We start from the raw sequence: 17,049 nt of genomic DNA, 5'->3' as shown, positions 1-17,049 counted from the left end.
CACCAAGCAGGATGACTGGGTCGAGCTTCTGACTCGTGATGGGACGGACGCTGACGCCGTGGTGGTCTTCGGGCGTAGCGCCTAACGGTGTCGACGCGACTGACGCTGGCCATCGTGGCCGGACTAGGCACAGCGGCAGGGTCGGTTGTGTGTGGGGAGGGGGGCTGGGGACCTCGGCGTTGTCGTCCAGTGCGCGCGACGCCAGTAGACTCTGGCTTACTTGACACGTCCGCGCCGGCGCTCGTCCTTGAAGGCGCAGATTCGGAACGATGGAAATCGGACCGCTTGTGATTCGAGGCTTCGCGTGTCAGAGGGAAGGTTATCGGCGATCCCCGCGAAAGTTTCGGGAGCGAGCCGTTGCAGGTGTGAAAGGCCCTTGATGATGTCAGTCGCAATGGTGTTGTGAATGCTTGGATCGGAGTGGCCATCTAGAGTGGTCTGCAGGACGTTTATAGGCGCCCGTGCGCCGTCGTTCACAACCGCCTCTAGGTGGGCCCATAGTGGGTCGTAGCGTCGGTTGGCGCTGCCGAGTACGAGTAGGACACCGCCGGGAGTCAGAGACCGCGCGAGAGTATGAATCTCTGATGCGAACGCCTCGGTAATCTGCATGGTCGTGAGAAAGTTGCACATGACGATTAGATCGTAGGCGCCAGGAGGGTATGAACTGTCCCGCATGGCCCACTCCCGAGTTGTTTGGTCGCTGAGCCCCTCGTCGTAGAAGTCGGCCTCGGCGCGCCCCTGCCGCACGGCATGCTCAATGCCGTCTCTGTGTTCCTGATGGACAGAAAATCCATCCAGATCTTCGTAGGTCGTGCCGAAGGGTAGTGAGCGGAAGGTGTCAACTCGGGCAAGAAGGGCTTCGGGCAGGGCGTGAAGGTACGGACCCGACGCGGATCCGCGGTCCAGCGTGCTAGCGCGGTCCGGCGGTAAGGGGCGATATGGCTGATCCGTACTCTCGCACCATTGGGCGAGGTCAGAGTAATAGTCGCTGGTCGCGTAGATTGCTGGTGCTGGACCGGCGCCGACTTCTAGGACCGACATGCGGGTCTTACGGAGTGGCAAGTGTCCGTGAAGGAAGAGGGTGTCCAAGGCCCTCACGACGCGGGCGTAGCGATCCGGAAGATGCCACATTGCATATGCGACGGCTTGCTCAGGGCGATCGAACGGAAGCTCGTCGCAATGACCTAGGGTGGGAAGAAGTTCGCCGATGATTGCGGACGCGCTCTCGCTGTTATCCCCGAAACGAACACCGACGTCCTCGACTGCGGCGACTAGTTCGTCGAGCCGCTGCCGACGAGATGATTGAGCGCTCAGCGTCCAGTCGTGCCAGGCGATGGCTCGGTCGCGTTGCCAGGCGCCAGCCCGCAATGGCTTCTGGGTGACCACGCCTGCAGTCTTCCAGGCGCGAGCCGGTCAGCTTTGCTCACCCGCCCCTGCGGTCGAGCCTTCTAGTGTCGGCTGGGCGGCCAGGACGACTGCAGGCGCCTAATGCTGGTGTGCATCCGCAAAGTTGACCCCAGCGGAGCGTGTCTCGAACAGCTAGTCGCCGTCCCGGGGACGGGGTCGGCAGGTCGACGACGTCGAGGACCTCGGGGCCACCGAAGCGGGTGATCTGCACTGATCGTAGGACTGTCAGGCTAGGGGGAGGAGTCGGGTGCAGCGCCCATGTGTCGCCGAGCTGACGACTCGTCCACGTCTTCTGCGAGGGCGGCGAGCATCGCCGGGCTGATCGCTGGCGCTGAGCCTGATGAAGGCGACGAGGACTGCCCAGGGTTCCCGTTGACTCTAAGCGGCGTGGCAATGAGGGCGAATCTTGCAACCCAGAAACTACCGTCGGGCTTATGACGCACTGGCCACCCATCACCCGCGACGACTTGGGGCAGGCTGCGGGATCTGACGGCTTCGCCGGAGTACTGCCACAGCTGGTGCGTCGGCTGATCGCGGAGACCGCCGACGGCCTCACCGAGCTCGACATGCCAGGCGAGGGCGGTGTGGCAATGGGTGGCTTCGACGGGGTGGTCACGACCTCGGGGAGCACCGTGGAGCTCCCGGCTGGCACATCGGTATGGGAGCTGTCCGTTACCCAGGGCAGCGGCAAGAAGGTCACCATCGACTACCCGAAGCGATTGTCGGCCCCGCGCGACCTGCCAACTGCCGAGGTGACCTACGTGCAGCTGATTCTGGCGCCGTGGAAGAAGGCGGCCGCCTGGGCCTCGGAGCGAACTGCTGATGGTCGCTGGCGCGAGGTTCGCGCGCTGAACCTCGACGGGGTGCGCAGCTGGCTGGACCGGGCGCCAGCAACGGCTGTGTGGCTCGCTGAGCGGCTTGGGAAAGCTGTCCCCGGCGCCCGTCTCGCTGACGACTGGTTCGAGCGCACGTGGCTCCTCTCGACGCGAGTTTCACTAGATCGCGACGCCGTGCTTGCCGGCAGAGAGAGGGCTGCGACGGACCTGCTGGCTGTACTGGCCCGGGGGGCGTCCCCTGTGACCCTCGGCGGGGACATGGGTGCCGACGAGTTCAGGGCGGTCGTCGCTGCCACCATCGACAGCGCCGACGAGCCGACTCGGGCGTCGCTGAAGGCGAGGACGTTGTTCGTCGACGACGCGGCCGCCCTTGCAAGGCTGACCGCGCTGCCTCAGCCGCTCGTGCTCGTAGTGGTCGACGCCCGGCTCGCTGCTTCTGCACCGGCAAGTAATCCGCACCAGATCATCGCCTTGGCGCCGCCGGGAGGCGATGCCAACATCACGCTCGACCGTGTCGACGCGCAGGCCGTCGCCGGTCTGCTCAAGGCCGGTGGCGAGTCGCCCGAACGCGCCCATGAGCTGGGCGCGCTGGCGCGTCGCAGCTTGTCCGCCCTCCGCCGCCACCTCGCGGTTCACCCTTCCACCTTGCGACCGGTCTGGGCGGACGCCGCAGACGTCGTCGTGCGTCGTCTGGCCTTACTCGGGAGCTGGGACGGCTCCAATGAGGACGACCGCGCGCTGATCGAGCGTGTAACGGAACGTCGATGGATTGAGGTGCAGGACGCAGCGCTCGCTCTCGCTCGGAACACAGACATTCCGCTCCTGGGGCGCCTCGACGAGAGCTGGTACGTCGTCTCCCCGTCCGATGCGTCGCTGCTCCTGCAACCCGATGTAACCGGCGACGACCTCGCAGCGCTGGAAAAGGCGGCCATCGACGTCTTGACCGCGCCGGACCCGCTCTTCGGGCTGCGCGGCCCCGACGTATTGCGGGCGCAGATGGCTGGCCAGCGTCGTCCATTCTCCACAGCCGTCCAGCACGGAGTCGCTCGTTCCCTGGCGCTCCTCGGTTCCGCCGCGCCCTCTACTGCGTCCGGCACGACCGCAGGTGTGGACGTCGCTCGACGGACCGTTCGCAGAGTTTTGACAGCGGCCAACGCAGACCCCACCTACGCCGTTTGGACTGGCCTTTGTCACGTCCTTACCGAGCTCGCCGAGGCCGCACCCGAGGAGTTCCTCGATGCAATGCGTGCCGGGCTGCGCGGCGCAGACATGCTGCACGCAAGCATGTTCACCGACAGTCGCGACGAGGACCCGCTGAGCATTAGTGGGCCGTCGGCGCGGCACTCGGAGTTCCTGTGGGCTCTCGAAATCCTGGCTTGGTCGCCCACATACTTCGAAGAGGCGGTCGACATCCTCGCGACCCTTGCCGCCGTTGACCCAGGTGGGCGGTACTCGAACCGACCGGCCCGCAGCCTGGCGGACATCTTCAGCTGCTGGCATCCGATGACCGCCGCAGATGAGCAACAACGCGAGGCAACACTGCGCCAGCTGCTCCGGACCCACCCAAACGTCGCGCGGACGCTGTTAGCGACGTTGATCCCCGACGGTCGCGACGTCCAGTTCGGCCATGATGGACCTCGGTACCGTGACTGGAAACGTGAGCCGGTCCTCACCCATGCCGACGTCGACCGCAACGCTCGCACAGCGGGCGCGTTACTCCTGGAGAGCGTGGGCGAGGACCAGCAAGCGCTCCTTGCAGCCATCGCCAAGATCGACCACCTGGCACCCGAGCACCGCCGCGCGCTGTGCGACAGCCTCAGTCAACTCGGGCGGTCTCTTGTCGAGGACGCCGACCGCGCCGCCTTGTCGGAGGCCCTCCGGTCCGTTGCCGCCCACCATCGCGAGTACTCAGATGCAGATTGGGCGCTCCCGGCGGAGGAAATCGAGCCCATCGAGACTGCGGCGGCCGCACTCGCCCCGCGCGACGTCGTAAACCGCCACCTGTGGCTGTTCGCGAAGGACTGGGTCGACATCGGGGGCCCGTCGCGACGCGATGACCTCCAGGACTACGACCGTCGAGTTCGGGACATGCGCGCCGCGGCCATGGTGGAGATCGTCGCCGGCCGAGGCCTTGACGGCGTGAGCGCGCTGGCCGAGGCAACGCCGAGTGCCTACCTGGTCGGCGCTGGCCTCGCTCGTGCCGACGGCGTCGACGCCGATGGGGACATGCTCCGGTGGATCGACGACGAGCGGCCACGCTCGGAGGTTGGGTATGCGTACTTTGCGGAGCGTCTGCGCCTTAACGCACAGGCCGTCGAAGACCTTGTGGCTGCTGCCCCCAGCGCGGTCGCGAAGGCGGCGGTGTTGCGCGCGGCGGGCGACCCTGGCGCCGCCTGGGTGCGCCTTGCTGCGCTGGGCGAAGACGTTACGCGGCACTATTGGCAGCAGTTCGGCATCTATGGGCTGGGCGGCGACTTTCAACAGATCGCAGACGCCGTCCGGGGCCTGTTGAGCGTGGGCCGCGCCGCCGCAGCGTTGGGGCTGATCAGCCTCTACTCGGGGCGCGTCGACACCCTTGAGGTCGCCGAATTGGCGGCTGACGCCTGCGAGGCTCTGCTACGCCGGGATGACGCCGACCCTGAGCTACACGCGGTGTCCGTACACGGCTTCGAGACAGTCGTGTCGCTCCTCCATCGGCACAGGCACGAGCTCGACCGGCAACGACTGGTCAACATCGAGTGGCAACTGTTCCCCGCCCTTGGGTTCGAGGCGGACGCCCCCATGCTGTTCGAAGCTCTCGCCGACGAGCCAGCATTCTTTGTTGAGCTCGCGCAACTGGTTCTTCGACCCGACGCAGAAGCCGTTCCGAACGCGACAGCGGATAGCGACGCAGGCTCCGATGACGAAGAAGTCTTGCCACTCGAAGCCGCTCGCGCCACGCGGTTCGCGTTGAGGATGAGGGCATTCGAGGTCCTGCACGCCTGGCGACGCGTCCCCGGGGCAGGGGCCGAAGGGGTCATCGACGCCGAACGGCTGAACGCGTGGGTGGACGACGCGCGGCGGATGATGGCGGAGCGCGATCGTCGCATCGGCGGCGACCACGAGATCGGCAAGATCCTCGCGTACGCAGCACCTGACGCCGAGGGACTTGCCCCGCCGCGCGCCGTGCGAGATCTCCTGGAACGTGTCGCCAGTAACGAGCTCGACGACGGCTTCAGTCTGGGTACCTATGACCGTCGTGGGGTCACCAGCCGAGGGATGCTCGAGGGCGGCGACCAAGAGCGAAGCCTGGCTGCCACGTTCCGCGAGCAGGCGGCAATCGCGGGACCGTGGCCCCGGAGCCGGAGGTTGCTGCGCCGGCTCGCCGAGGACTACGAACGGGAGGCGACCAGCAATGACGAGACCGCGGAGCGCCGTCGCCGCGGACTCGACCGGTGATCGATCTTAAGGCGGCGACGCTCCGCGAACGCGGAGTGGGCACCTGACCAGGACAACGGTCGTGTTCAGGTCCGCTCGCTGTCGGCGGGAGTTCGTCGCCGGCTGGGCGCCTTACGGGCAGCGCGACGGGTGCGCTGGGAGGCCAACCTCCCCGGCTGGGACGGCGAGAAGGTTTCAGCACTGGTCGCGCTGCTCGAGCGGGTGAACCAGGTGGTTGCACGGCACGAGCAGGAGTTCGCCGCGCCCTGAGCGCGCCGGCCCGGTGTCGCAATCGGTCGAGGTCACGGACTCTGCTCAGCCAGTTGACCGGCGTACTGCTCAAGCTGATGTACGTGTCACGACAGCCAGTGGTGGGTGTCCGCAAAATTGACCCCGGCGGAGCTGATGTCGAAGAGCTGCTCGCCGTCCGCGGGGACCGGGTCGGGCAGGTCGACGACGTCGAGGACCTCGGGGCCGCCGAAACGGGTGATCTGCACTGATCGCATGGTGGGGAGGCTAGGGCAGCGACGCGCGACCTCGCGGCGGCGTTGGATCTGGACGAGATCCCCCGGCGGGAGAAGCGGCTCCAACTCACCGCTCACCGGCCGGGGCGACCGAGAGCCGATGGTGTGGATCGGGCCGGCTCCGGTTGGTGGGCGCCCGTCGACGGGCCAGAGAGCTCGGCTCGTCGCCCGGGTGCGAGAGCCGCTCCCGCTCGTGGCGGGTGCCGCGCGACGGTGGGTACCGGCTGGATCACCTCACCTCACCTCGCCGGCCCTCAGCTCGGCGGCCCCACCGGAACCACACCAGCGGCCCGATGCCGGTGATCGCGATGACCAGGGCCCACCGTCCCTTGGAGCCGTTGACCTGCGCGGCCGGGCGGGTGACCAGATCGGCGTAGGCGGTGGCGGCGAGCGAGAGCTGCACCGAGACGGCGACGAGCACTGCGGTCTGCTGACGGCTGCTCAGTTCCGCCCAGTGGCGAGCGTGCACGGCGACTCCTCGTGTCAGGTGGCGTGGTCAGCAGGTCCGCCAGTCCCTGGTGCCGTTGCGCTGGATCCGGCACCTCTCACCATCCGATGGAGCTGGCTGGTGGCTCAGTCCGGCGACGGCGTCCCTCATCCGCGCGGCACCGTCCAGGTCGCCGATCGCCTCGAAGTGCTGCTGGGCCCGCCCGAGGTGGTCGCGGGCGAGGTCGTGGTCTCCCTGCTCCAGGGCCACCTCGCCGAGGGCCTGGTGGGCCCGTGCCACCCCGAAGGGGACCTGCAGCTCCTCAGCGACCCTCAGCGCAGCGGTGTAGCCGGCCGCAGCGGCGGCCAGGTGGCCCGACGACCGGTTGATCGACGCACCGATGCGGCAGGCGAGCAGCCGCAGCACCAGCTGCACGTCGTGGGGCACCGCGTCGGTGGCCACGTCCAGGGCAGCGACCAGGCGGCCGATCTCGGCCGTGGCCTCCTCGAGCCTGCCGGTCTCCATCACCGCCGTCGCGGTGGCCAGTCGGGCCACCAGGAGGAGCTCCTCCTCCCCGGAGCCGTCGAGGAGCTGGAGGGCTCGGCGACCCAGGTCGACGGAGTCCTCACCGTGCACGGCGTCCGAGACCTGGATCAGCACCTCGGCCTCGAGTCCGGGGTCGCCACTGCCGGCGGCCAGCCGCATGGCCTCATCGACGAGGGTGCTGACCTCGGCGTGGAGACCATGCGCGTTCAGCGCGCTGGCGAGCTCGCCGCGGAAGACCGCGCGGAGGGCCACGTCGTCCAGCCGGTCCGCGGCCGCCACCGCCGCTCGCAGGAGCTCGGGCCACTCCGGCCACCACAGGTTCCCGCGGCTGGCGAACCAGCGCAGGCAGCGCGCGACGTCGGTGACCAGCCGGTCCTCACCGGCCTCGACCGCCGCCCGGAAGGCCTTCATCCAGTTGGCGAGCTCGACGGTGAGCCACCGTGCGGCCTCGTGGACGTCGGCGAAGTCCCGGTGAGGCGGTGCCGGGGCGACCTCCGGCTGCGGGTGCAACGTCTGTCCCGCTCGGCACGCGGAAGCCAGCAGCCACCGGTCGAGCCGCGCCGCGGTGTCGGCCCGGGCCGGGGCGTCCTCCTCGGCCTTCAGTCGGTGGGCCGCGAAGTCGGCCACCAGGTCGTGGAAGGCGACGCGTCCGCCCGGTCGGGAGGTGAGGAAGCTGAGCTCGACCAGCTCGTCGAGCGCGTCCTCCGCCTCGGGGACGGAGCTGTCGGTGAGCACGGCGGCGATGTCGGGTCCGGCGCCGCCCAGCCGGCACAGCGAGAGCCGCCGGAGCACCGCCCTGCCGTGCTCGTCGAGCTGCCGGTAGGACAGTGCGAGCGCCGCCTCGACCCGGAGGTCGCCGGCGACCAGCGTCGCCATCCGGCGGTCCTCGTCGGTCAGCCGCCGCACCATGTCCGCGAGGCTCCACGAGGGCCGGGTGAGCAGCCGGTTGGCGACGATGCGCAGGGCGAGCGGATGCCGGCCGCACAACCGTGCGACGTCCTCCAGCAGGCTCTCGGAGTCGGCCGGAGCGCCGGCCGTGACGAGCATCGACACCGCGTCGGGCAACGCCATCGGCTCGAGCGGTATGCGCGTGGCGTGTTCCAGCCCGGTCAGCACGCGGCGTGAGGTGATCAGCACGGTGCTCTCGCCCGGGCCGGTCAGGAGGGGACGTACCTGGGCCTCGGCACGCGCGTTGTCCAGGACGACGAGGACCGGGTGGTCGGCGAGCAGCCGGCGGTAGAGCAGGGACCGGTCGTCGAGTCCGACAGGGATCTCCCGCACCCCGAGACTGGCCAGGAGCCGGCCCAGCACGTGGTGGGGCTCGAGGGCGGCGTGGTCCGTCCCGTGCAGGTCGACGTGCCGCACCCCGCCTCGGTAGGCCCTCGCGAGCTCGTGGGCGGCATGGACCGTCACGGTCGACTTGCCCACCCCACCCGGACCGGAGACGACCACGAGACGCTGGCGCTTCGCCGGGTCCGCCAGCTCCGTCAACCGAGCCAGTTCGGCAGCGCGGCCGACGAAGTCGGGCACGTCCGCCGGCAGGTCGCAGGCGCCCGGCACGTCGGGGGTGGGGGGCAGGCGGGCGGCGCGCGCGGCGGCCAGGAGAGCATCGCGGTCGTCCCCGGCCAACCGCAGGCCGTCGGCCAGTGCGGTCACGGTGGCCTCGTGCGGTGCTCGGGCCCGGCCTCGTTCCAGGTCCCCGATCGTGCGCACGCTGACTCCCGAGGCGGCGGCCAGGGCCTCGATGGACCACCCGGCCGCTCGCCGGTGCCCGCGCAGCAGCGGACCGATGACGTTCCCGGCCGCCGGGCGGACGACAGGCAGCACCGGGATGGCCTGTGGTCCTGCCTGGTCCGGCCGCTGGTCCGGTGGTCGGCTGGACACGGGCGAACGGTAGCCCGCCGGACCTCCCCGGAGACACCACCCCCGCCCCCGACCAGCACAGGAGCTCCGATGACCGACGTCGTCCCCGTCCTCGAGACCGCCGCCCGGGAGTTCACCGAGGCGACCGCACGACCCCCGTTCCTGTTCCAGGTGCCGGTGGAGGAGGGGCGCGCGACGGTGGACTCCGTCCAGGACGGTGACGTTCCCGCCCCCGCCGTCGAGATCACCGACCTCACCATCCCCGGCGGCCCCACCGGGCAGGTGTCGATCCGGGTCTACCGGCCCGCCGGGAGCATCGGCGTGCTCCCCGTCCTCCTCTACACCCACGGCGCCGGCTGGGTGTTCGGCAACTCGCACACCCATGACCGGCTGGTCCGCGAGCTCACCGTGCAGGCCGACGTGGCCACCGTCTTCACCGAGTACAGCCTGGCGCCCGAGGCGCGGTACCCGGTCCAGATCGAGGAGGTCTACACGGCCCTGCAGTGGATCGGCGAGCACGGCGCCGAGCACGAGCTGGACCCCGGCCGGATCGCCGTGGCCGGTGACTCGGTCGGGGGCAACATGAGCGCTGCGGTCACGCTGATGGCCAAGCAGCGCGGTGGGCCCCGGCTGGCCGCGCAGCTGCTCTACTACCCGGTCACCGACGCCGCCTTCGACACCGGCTCCTACCACCAGTTCGCCGAGGGCTACTGGTTGCGCCGGGACGCCATGCAGTGGTTCTGGGACCAGTACACGACCGACCCGGCCCAGCGCGCGGAGATCACCGCGTCGCCCCTGCGAGCCTCCACCGAGCAGCTCCGCGGGCTCCCGCAGGCGATGGTCGTGGTCGCCGAGGCCGACGTGCTCCGCGACGAGGGCGAGGCCTACGCCGCGCACCTGCGCGCGGCCGGCGTGCCGGTGACCGCGGTCCGCTACGGCGGTGTGGTCCACGACTTCGTGATGGTCAACTCGATGCGCCACACGCACGGCGCCATCGCCGCCACGAAGCACGGTGCGGACTTCCTCCGCGCTGCCCTGCAGGACGGGGTGGCCTGAGATGGGCGAGCCCGTCGTCATGACGGGGCGCGCGCTGTCCTCCGCCACCCTCGCCCGAGCCGTGGGGGTCGCGGCCGCGGTCGTCGCGCTCGCCGGCTGCTCGTCCGGCGGCGCCGAGGACGCTCCCGGCGCAGCCGGTGCCAGCTCGCCGTCGTCCTCCGTCGGCGCCGCACCGAGCGCCTCCGATCCGGGGTCCGCGTCCTCCGCAGGTCAGGCCGGCTCCACCGGGACCCGTCCGGCCGGCTCGCCCAGCACCTCCGCGTCCGGCGGTGGCGTCGACCGCTGCCACACCAGTGAGCTCACCGGCCGGCTGGTGCCCGGAGACGCGGGCGCCGGGCAGCGGCACGCCACCCTGGTCCTCACCGACACCGGCGGCCGGACGTGCACCATCGAGGGCTTCGGCGGCCTGGGGCTCGTCGACGCCCAGGGCCGCGCGCTGCCGACCGAGCAGGTGCGGTCCGGGCCTGCCGGCGGCCCGGTCACGCTGGGCCCGGGCGGCACGGTCAGCGCCCAGCTGTCCTGGAGCGCGGTCCCCGGGGCCGGGGACGCCCAGAGCGGCGACTGCCAGCCCACCGCCGCGGCGCTGCAGGTCATCCCGCCGGGCGAGACCGACTCCCTGCGGGTCGACTGGACGGCCGGCCCGGTGTGCGAGGCCGGGACGATCCGGCAGACGGCCTACGTCGCCGGCTGACCCGTCGAGCCCGACGTCCTGACGACCATCCCGGGGCGGGTCCGCCACCGCCCCGGGCACCGCTCCACCTTCCCCCGCCCCACCCACCCGAGGAGCCTCCGTGTCCACCACTCCCACCGTCGTGCTCGTGCACGGCGCCTTCGCCGACGCCGCCAGCTTCGCCACCGTCGTCCCGCTGCTGCTGGACGCCGGTCTGCGCGTCGTCGTGCCCGCCGTCCCCAACCGCAGCCTGTCCGGCGACGCGGCCTACCTCGCCTCGATCGTCCGGCAGATCGACGGTCCGGTGCTCCTGGTCGGGCACTCCTACGGTGGCGCAGTGATCACCGTGGCCGGTGTCGAGGACAACGTCGTCGGCCTGGTCTACCTGGCCGGCTACGCGCTGGAGGAGGGCGAGAGCCTCGGCGAGCTGCAGGGCCGCTTCCCGGACTCCGACCTCGCGAAGGCGCTGGTCTACCGGCCCTTCCCGCAGCCGGGACAGGACGACGGCACCGACGTGTACGTCGACGTCGAGGCGTTCCCCGCCGTCTTCGCCGCCGGCGTCGACCCTGGCCTGGCCCGGGTGCTCGCGGTGTCGCAGCGGCCGCTCGCCGGGGCGGCGTTCGGCGAACCGGCGTCGGCGGCGGCGTGGCGGACCAAGCCGGCCTGGGGGCTGGTCGCCGCTGCCGACCACACCATCAACCCCGAGGTCGAGCGCTTCGGCTACTCCCGCGCCGGCATGACCGTGTCGGAGGTCGACTCGTCGCACCTGGTCATGCTCGCCCGGCCGGAGGTCGTCGCCGCACTGGTCCAGGACGCCGTGCGGGCCACCACCGCCTAGACCGACGTGGTCGGGGGCCGGGGCGCCGTGCAGGCCGGCGGCGCCCCGGCCACCGCCGCGCACCACGACCACCGTCTCGACCCGAGAGGACCTCCGCCGTGGACGTCCCGCAGGACAGCGTCCAGGTGACCGATGACCGGATGCGCTCGACGTTCGTCCTCCTCGTCGACGGCGAGGCGCGGGGCAGGGCCTTCTACCGGGCCGTCGGCCGGTTGGTGATCGTCACGTACACCGAGGTGCAGGCGAGCCATCGGGGCCGGGGGCTGGCCGGGCAGCTCGCCAGCAGCGTGCTCGAACAGGTGCGGACCAGCGGTCGGCGGGTCGTGCCGGTGTGCCCGTTCCTCGCCGGCCACATCCACCGGCATCCCGAGTACGCGGACCTGGTGACCGCCCGATCGGCACGGCCGAGGAGATGACCGCGCGACGCTGGTCTCCCCGGCTGATCTCCACGGCGAGCACCGTGGCGCGACCGGCGCGGTGGCCCGTCGGACCACCACTGGAACAGCTCGTCGCTCGGCACGCCCCAGCCGAGGTCGTCGCCGGTCGCGGCGGTGCAGCTGTCCAGGCTCACGTTCATGCCGGAGCTCAGTCGTTACATGGCGTCGTCTCCCGTGGGTCGGTGTCCGCCGTACAGACCGGCTCGGCGCGGAGAACTGATCGATCCGACCACACCGACGGGGGGTCGGGGCGCTGGTGGTCGGTGACGGGCACCGTCGGTCCAGGCAGACTCGCGCCGTGGAGCGTCAGGCCTTCGGCGCAGCAGTGCGTCACCTGCGGGAGAGCACGGACCCCGCGGCCCTCGGGCTGCCCGTGGGCGGGCGGCGGGTGACCGGCCTGCGACGGGAAGAGCTCGGCGAGCTCGCCGGGATGTCCGCGGACTACGTCCGCCGGCTGGAGCAGGGCCGGAGCCACCCCTCGGCCGGCGTGGTGAAGGCCCTCGCCCGGGCTCTGCGCGCCGGGCGGGCGGACTACGAGCGGCTCAGTGCGCTGGCCGGGTACGCGGCGGCGGACGGGCAGGTGCCGACCGACCTGGGGCCGGGCGCGAGGCGGCTGCTGGAGCGGTTCTCCGACACCCCGATGATCGTCACCGACGCGGCGATGAACGTCGTCGCGGTCAACAGCGGCTTCCTGGCCCTGGAGCACTGGGACCTCACCGGCGAGCGCTGGGACTGGAACGTGGCCTGGCGGATCTTCTGCAGCCCGTTCGGTGCCTTCCAGCAGTCCGACGCCGACGCCTCCGACCACGAGGCGATCCAGGTGGCCCAGCTGCGAGCCGCGTTGCTGCGGTACCCCGGCGATGCGTCCCTCGCCGAGATGGTCGACCAGATGCGCACCCGCAGCCGGCGCTTCGACACGCTGTGGCGGGCACCGCGACCGGTGGCGGCCTACGAGAGCAGCGCGACCTTCACCCAGTCCGACGGGGACTCCGTCACCCTCGTCGGCAACCTGATCGCCATCCCCGGTGACGACCTGGCGGCCGTGATGCTGACCGCGGCGCCGGGGTCGCGCGACGCGGCGCGGCTGGCGGAGCTGGTCGGCGCATCCGACGGCCGGGCGGTCGTGGAGGTGGGCCAAGCCGGCCCAGGCTGACCGCGCCGAGGGCTGCCACGGTGGGTGACGTCTCAACGAGTCACGATCACGAAGGCGGGTCCAGCCATGAAGGCAGTGCGTTTCCACGAGGTCGGCGGTCCCGAGGTGCTGCGCTACGAGGACGTCGACCAGCCCACCCCCGGCGCAGGTGAGGTGCGGGTCCGGGTGGCCGCCTCGGCGTTCAACGCCGCCGACGCCGGCATGCGGGGCGGTTTCCTGCCGATCCCGGTGCAGCTGCCGCACGTGCCCGGCTACGACGTCTCGGGCACGGTCGACGCGCTCGGGGACGGCGTCGGCGGCACGATCGGCGAGGGCGGTCTCCAGGTGGGGGACGCGGTGATCGGGTTCCTGCCGATGGAGCGGGACGGCGGAGCGGCCGAGTACGTGATCGCTCCGGCGGATGCGCTGGTCCCGGCCCCCACGAAGGTCCCGCTGCCCGACGCGGCCGGGTTGCCGTCGGTGGCGCTGACGGCCTGGCAGGCGCTGTTCGACCTCGGCGAGCTGACCGCCGGGCAGCGGGTGCTGGTCAACGGCGCCGGCGGCGTGGTCGGCAAGTACGCCGTCGCGCTGGCCAAGCGAGCCGGCGTGCACGTCGTGGCGACCGCCAGCCCACGCAGCGACGCCGCCGTCCGCGCGGCCGGAGCGGACGAGGTCATCGACCACACCACCACCGACGTGCTGAGCGCGGTCGAGGGGCAGGTCGACGTGCTGCTCAACCTCGCCCCGATCGACCCCGACCGGTTCGCCGCGCTGGTGGCCGTGGTGCGCGTCGGCGGCAAGGTGGTCAGCACCACCGCGTTCATGGCCACCCCCGGGGACGAGACCCGCGGCGTGAGCGCAGCGACGGTGTTCGTCCTGCCGAACCGCGAGCGCCTCACCGAGCTGGTGTCCCTGGTCGACAGCGGCGACCTGCAGGTCGAGGTCACCCGCCGCATCCCGCTGGCCGAGCTGCCCGCGCTGCACGCCGAGGCCGCCGCCGGTCGCATCGAGGGAAAGGTCGTCGTCGAGCCCGTCTGAACCCACCTGCCCGACCCGGCACGCGGCGTCGCCGGACGGCGTCCTGGGCGGGGGAGTGCGGCCGGTCGGGGCACCGGACTCAGGGCGACCCGGGCTGGTGCTCCGGCGCGAAGGCCTGCGTGCCGAGGACGGCGAGGAGCGCGAGCCGGCTCGCCGCCTCGGTGCCCGGCGGCGCGGTGAGCACCAGCAGCACCTGGGACTCGTCCTCGGTGAACAGCGCCTGGCAGTCCACCTCGATGGGACCGACCTCGGGGTGCACGAGCACCTTGTGGTCCTCGAACCGCCGGGCCACCTCGTGGGCCTCCCACAGCCGCGCGAACTCCGGGCTCGTGCGGGTGAGCACCCGGACCAGCTCACCGGCTCGGGAGGCGGCGCCCATCGACCCGTACGCGGCGCGCAGCGAGGCCACCTGGGCGCGGCTCTGCCGGTCGCGGCCGGCCTCCGGGTAGCGCACCCGTTCCTGCTCGGGGTGCACGAACCAGCGGTAGATGCCGCTGCGTTCCAGGCCGGTCAGGGAGCTGACGTCGCCGAACAGGGCGCGGGCCGGGTCGTTCTGCACCAGCGTCTCGCCCAGCGCCGACAGGATCAGGGCCGGGGTGTCGGTCAGCCGGTCGAGCACGCGCAGCAGCCCCGGGGCGATGTGGTCGCCGCCGCCGACCCGGTCGGGGGCGTCGTGCCCGGCGACCCGGTAGAGGTAGGCGCACTCGTCGGCGGTCAGCCGGAGCGCCCGGGCCAGCGAGGCGAGCATCTGCGTGCTCGGCTGCGGCCCGCGCCGCTGCTCCAGCCGCGTGTAGTAGTCGGTGGACATCGCGGCGAGCTGCGCGACCTCCTCCCGCCGCAGCCCGGCGGTGCGCCGGCGCTGTCCCGCGCTCAGCCCCACGTCGGCCGGCTGCAGGCCGCTGCGACGGCGGACGAGGAAGTCGGCCAGGTCGTCCCGGTTCACCGGCCCAGTGTCACCGCCCGGGGCCTGCCGCAGCCAGGGACCGGCGGTCCCCCGATCACCGCGCTCTGCCACCGGCCCCGCGTCCGGCGAACGCTGAGGGCATGGACATCGCAGGCAACACCGTCTTCATCCCCGGCGCGACGAGCGGCATCGGCCTGGCCCTGGCGCTGCGCCTGCACGAGGAGGGCAACACCGTCGTCGTCGGCGGGCGGCGCGCCGCGCTGCTGGCGCAGATCACCGCCGAGCACCCCGGTCTGCACGCCGTCCAGGTCGACACCACCGACCCGGTGAGCATCGAGCGCGCCGCCGCCCAGGTCATCGCCGAGCACCCGGAGCTCGACGTGCTGGTCACGATGGCCGGGATCATGCGCGTCGAGGACTGGACGACGCCCAGCGGCTTCCTGGCCTCGGCCGAGGACACGGTCACGACCAACCTGCTCGGCCCGATCCGGCTCATCGGCGCGTTCGTCGAGCACCTGCGCTCCCGGCCCGCCGCGACGATCATGACGGTCTCCTCCGGGCTGGCGTTCGCCCCGCTGCGGGCCACGCCCAGCTACAACGCCACGAAGGCCGCCATCCACATGCTGAGCGAGTCCCTGCGGCTCCAGCTGGCGGGCACCAGCGTCTCAGTGGTCGAGCTCGAGCCGCCGTCGGTGCGCACCGCGCTGCTGCCGGGGCAGGAGGAGAGCGAGTTCGCCATGCCGCTCGCCGACTTCGTCGACGAGGTCACCGAGCTCATCCGCACCCAGCCGGACGCGCGCGAGATCCAGGTGGAGAACGTGAAGTTCCTCCGGTACGGCGAGGCCCGCGGCGACTACGACCACGTCGTCGCGACCCTCAACCAGCTCGACCCGCACGGCGACTGACGTCGTCAGCGACGCCGGAAGGCGTCGGTCCGGGGCCGGACGGCGGAGGTCGCCGGACGACGTGCCCGGGGGAGCGCCGTGGCCACCAGGCGGTAGGAGTTCTCGACGAGGTCGCGGACCAGGTCCCCGTCGAGGTCGTCGCCGGCCCGGACGCTGAGCCAGTGCCGCTTGTTCATGTGGTACCCGGGCGACACGTGCCGGTCATCGGCCACCAGGTGCGCCCCCACCTCGGGCTCGCACTTCACGGTGACCAGCGCCCGGCCGGGCACCTGGGTGGTGAGCAGGAAGACCTTCCCGCCGACCTTGAACACGTCCCAGTCCGGGCCGAACGGGTGCTCCCAGGAGCTGGCGGCCAGCTGCAGGGCGGTCTGCTCCGCGAGGTCGAGCAGCGCCTCGTCGTCCACTGCACCTCCTGGTCGCGCAGGGCGGCCCCGGTCGGGCGTCCCGGCCTGGTGGTCCGGGACGCCCGATCGGTGACCTCAGGTCATCAGGCGGTCTGCGCCTCGCGGCGCGGCAGCACCCAGTCGGGCCGCACGTAGTGGCAGGTGTACCCGAAGGGGATCTTCTGCAGGTAGTCCTGGTGCTCCTCCTCGGCCTGCCAGAACGCCCCGGCCGGCTCCACCTCGGTGACGACCTTGCCCGGCCAGATGCCCGAGGCGTCGACGTCGGCGATGGTGTCGAGCGCGACGCGCTGCTGCTCGTCGCTGGTGTAGAAGATCGCCGAGCGGTAGCTGCGACCGATGTCGTTGCCCTGCCGGTCCTTCGTCGACGGGTCGTGGATCTGGAAGAAGAACTCCAGCAGCTCCCGGAACGAGATCACGTCGGGGTCGAAGACGATCTCGACCGCCTCGGCGTGGTCGCCGTGGTTGCGGTACGTGGCGTTCGGGGTGTCACCGCCCGAGTAGCCGACGCGGGTGGAGAGCACCCCGGGGCGCTTGCGCAGCAGGTCCTGCGCGCCCCAGAAGCAGCCGCCGGCGAGGATCGCGGTCTCAGTGGTCATGGGTGCCTGCCTCTCAGTCGAGTACGTCAGGGCAACACCGCGATCGGCG

The 17,049-nt window shown here is 71.5% G+C and carries 15 protein-coding genes; 8 read left to right on the top strand and 7 right to left on the bottom strand.

The window, feature by feature from the left end:
- Positions 1–216 precede the first annotated feature (216 nt).
- Positions 217–1,386, bottom strand: coding sequence for a hypothetical protein (locus tag ACJTNH_RS07175; protein WP_458174049.1), 1,170 nt, complete (start codon positions 1,384–1,386; stop codon positions 217–219).
- A gap of 455 nt (positions 1,387–1,841) precedes the next feature.
- Between ACJTNH_RS07175 and ACJTNH_RS07170 the strand changes: the two genes are divergently transcribed.
- Positions 1,842–5,681 carry a hypothetical protein gene (locus ACJTNH_RS07170; RefSeq protein ID WP_458174047.1) on the top strand — a complete coding sequence of 1,280 codons (3,840 nt, stop codon included), beginning with the start codon at positions 1,842–1,844 and terminating at the stop codon, positions 5,679–5,681.
- Positions 5,682–6,016: 335 nt separating this feature from the next.
- Here the strand turns inward: ACJTNH_RS07170 and ACJTNH_RS07165 are convergent, their stop codons facing one another.
- From ACJTNH_RS07165 to ACJTNH_RS07155, 3 genes are all read right to left on the bottom strand, one after another.
- On the bottom strand, positions 6,017–6,166 hold the full coding sequence (locus ACJTNH_RS07165; RefSeq protein ID WP_458174045.1) for a Zn-dependent oxidoreductase: 150 nt from the start codon (positions 6,164–6,166) through the stop codon (positions 6,017–6,019).
- 247 nt (positions 6,167–6,413) lie between these two features.
- On the bottom strand, positions 6,414–6,653 hold the full coding sequence (locus ACJTNH_RS07160) for a hypothetical protein (protein ID WP_458174043.1): 240 nt from the start codon (positions 6,651–6,653) through the stop codon (positions 6,414–6,416).
- 27 nt (positions 6,654–6,680) lie between these two features.
- Positions 6,681–9,041: a helix-turn-helix domain-containing protein gene (locus tag ACJTNH_RS07155; protein ID WP_458174041.1), complete on the bottom strand. Its 2,361-nt coding sequence runs from the start codon at positions 9,039–9,041 to the stop codon at positions 6,681–6,683.
- Between the two features lie 69 nt (positions 9,042–9,110).
- Between ACJTNH_RS07155 and ACJTNH_RS07150 the strand changes: the two genes are divergently transcribed.
- The 6 genes from ACJTNH_RS07150 (at position 9,111) to ACJTNH_RS07125 (ending at position 14,191) form a co-directional block, all read left to right on the top strand.
- Positions 9,111–10,076, top strand: coding sequence for an alpha/beta hydrolase (locus ACJTNH_RS07150; RefSeq protein ID WP_458174039.1), 966 nt, complete (start codon positions 9,111–9,113; stop codon positions 10,074–10,076).
- Between the two features lies 1 nt (position 10,077).
- Entirely contained in the window at positions 10,078–10,767 is a 690-nt protein-coding gene (locus ACJTNH_RS07145) for a DUF4232 domain-containing protein (RefSeq protein ID WP_458174037.1), read from the top strand.
- 100 nt (positions 10,768–10,867) lie between these two features.
- Positions 10,868–11,584: an alpha/beta fold hydrolase gene (locus ACJTNH_RS07140; protein WP_458174035.1), complete on the top strand. Its 717-nt coding sequence runs from the start codon at positions 10,868–10,870 to the stop codon at positions 11,582–11,584.
- A 98-nt stretch (positions 11,585–11,682) separates the two neighbouring features.
- Positions 11,683–12,000: a GNAT family N-acetyltransferase gene (locus ACJTNH_RS07135; RefSeq protein WP_458174033.1), complete on the top strand. Its 318-nt coding sequence runs from the start codon at positions 11,683–11,685 to the stop codon at positions 11,998–12,000.
- A gap of 319 nt (positions 12,001–12,319) precedes the next feature.
- A complete protein-coding gene (locus ACJTNH_RS07130; RefSeq protein WP_458174031.1) occupies positions 12,320–13,174 on the top strand; it encodes a helix-turn-helix domain-containing protein in 855 nt (284 codons plus the stop codon).
- A 66-nt stretch (positions 13,175–13,240) separates the two neighbouring features.
- The gene (locus ACJTNH_RS07125) at positions 13,241–14,191 is read left to right on the top strand and encodes an NADP-dependent oxidoreductase (protein WP_458174029.1); all 951 of its coding nucleotides are present in this window, start codon (positions 13,241–13,243) and stop codon (positions 14,189–14,191) included.
- Positions 14,192–14,270: 79 nt separating this feature from the next.
- Here ACJTNH_RS07125 and ACJTNH_RS07120 read toward each other — a convergent pair whose 3' ends face one another.
- Complete coding sequence (locus tag ACJTNH_RS07120) at positions 14,271–15,134, bottom strand: helix-turn-helix transcriptional regulator (RefSeq protein ID WP_458174027.1); 864 nt, start codon at positions 15,132–15,134, stop codon at positions 14,271–14,273.
- Positions 15,135–15,235: 101 nt separating this feature from the next.
- Between ACJTNH_RS07120 and ACJTNH_RS07115 the strand changes: the two genes are divergently transcribed.
- Positions 15,236–16,000 carry an SDR family oxidoreductase gene (locus ACJTNH_RS07115; protein ID WP_458174025.1) on the top strand — a complete coding sequence of 255 codons (765 nt, stop codon included), beginning with the start codon at positions 15,236–15,238 and terminating at the stop codon, positions 15,998–16,000.
- Between the two features lie 5 nt (positions 16,001–16,005).
- Here ACJTNH_RS07115 and ACJTNH_RS07110 read toward each other — a convergent pair whose 3' ends face one another.
- Together ACJTNH_RS07110 and msrA are read right to left on the bottom strand one after the other, a co-directional pair.
- Positions 16,006–16,404, bottom strand: a complete 399-nt coding sequence (locus tag ACJTNH_RS07110) for an MmcQ/YjbR family DNA-binding protein (RefSeq protein WP_458174023.1) — start codon at positions 16,402–16,404, stop codon at positions 16,006–16,008.
- A gap of 83 nt (positions 16,405–16,487) precedes the next feature.
- The gene (gene msrA, locus ACJTNH_RS07105; protein WP_222195817.1) at positions 16,488–17,000 is read right to left on the bottom strand and encodes a peptide-methionine (S)-S-oxide reductase MsrA; all 513 of its coding nucleotides are present in this window, start codon (positions 16,998–17,000) and stop codon (positions 16,488–16,490) included.
- Between the last annotated feature and the right edge of the window lie 49 nt (positions 17,001–17,049).

The sequence above is a fragment of the Modestobacter lacusdianchii genome (assembly GCF_054177765.1).
The sequence above is the reverse complement of the archived record's forward strand: the minus strand, read 5'-3'. Positions and strand labels throughout refer to the sequence as shown.

Bases quoted from the DNA above. Each gene is read 5' to 3' on its own strand.
- msrA (WP_222195817.1), bottom strand. From the start codon at position 17,000: ATGACCACTGAGACCGCGATCCTCGCCGGCGGCTGCTTCTGGGGCGCG.
- ACJTNH_RS07145 (WP_458174037.1), top strand. From the start codon at position 10,078: ATGGGCGAGCCCGTCGTCATGACGGGGCGCGCGCTGTCCTCCGCCACC.
- ACJTNH_RS07115 (WP_458174025.1), top strand. From the start codon at position 15,236: ATGGACATCGCAGGCAACACCGTCTTCATCCCCGGCGCGACGAGCGGC.
- ACJTNH_RS07165 (WP_458174045.1), bottom strand. From the start codon at position 6,166: ATGCGATCAGTGCAGATCACCCGTTTCGGCGGCCCCGAGGTCCTCGAC.
- ACJTNH_RS07170 (WP_458174047.1), top strand. From the start codon at position 1,842: ATGACGCACTGGCCACCCATCACCCGCGACGACTTGGGGCAGGCTGCG.
- ACJTNH_RS07125 (WP_458174029.1), top strand. From the start codon at position 13,241: ATGAAGGCAGTGCGTTTCCACGAGGTCGGCGGTCCCGAGGTGCTGCGC.
- ACJTNH_RS07150 (WP_458174039.1), top strand. From the start codon at position 9,111: ATGACCGACGTCGTCCCCGTCCTCGAGACCGCCGCCCGGGAGTTCACC.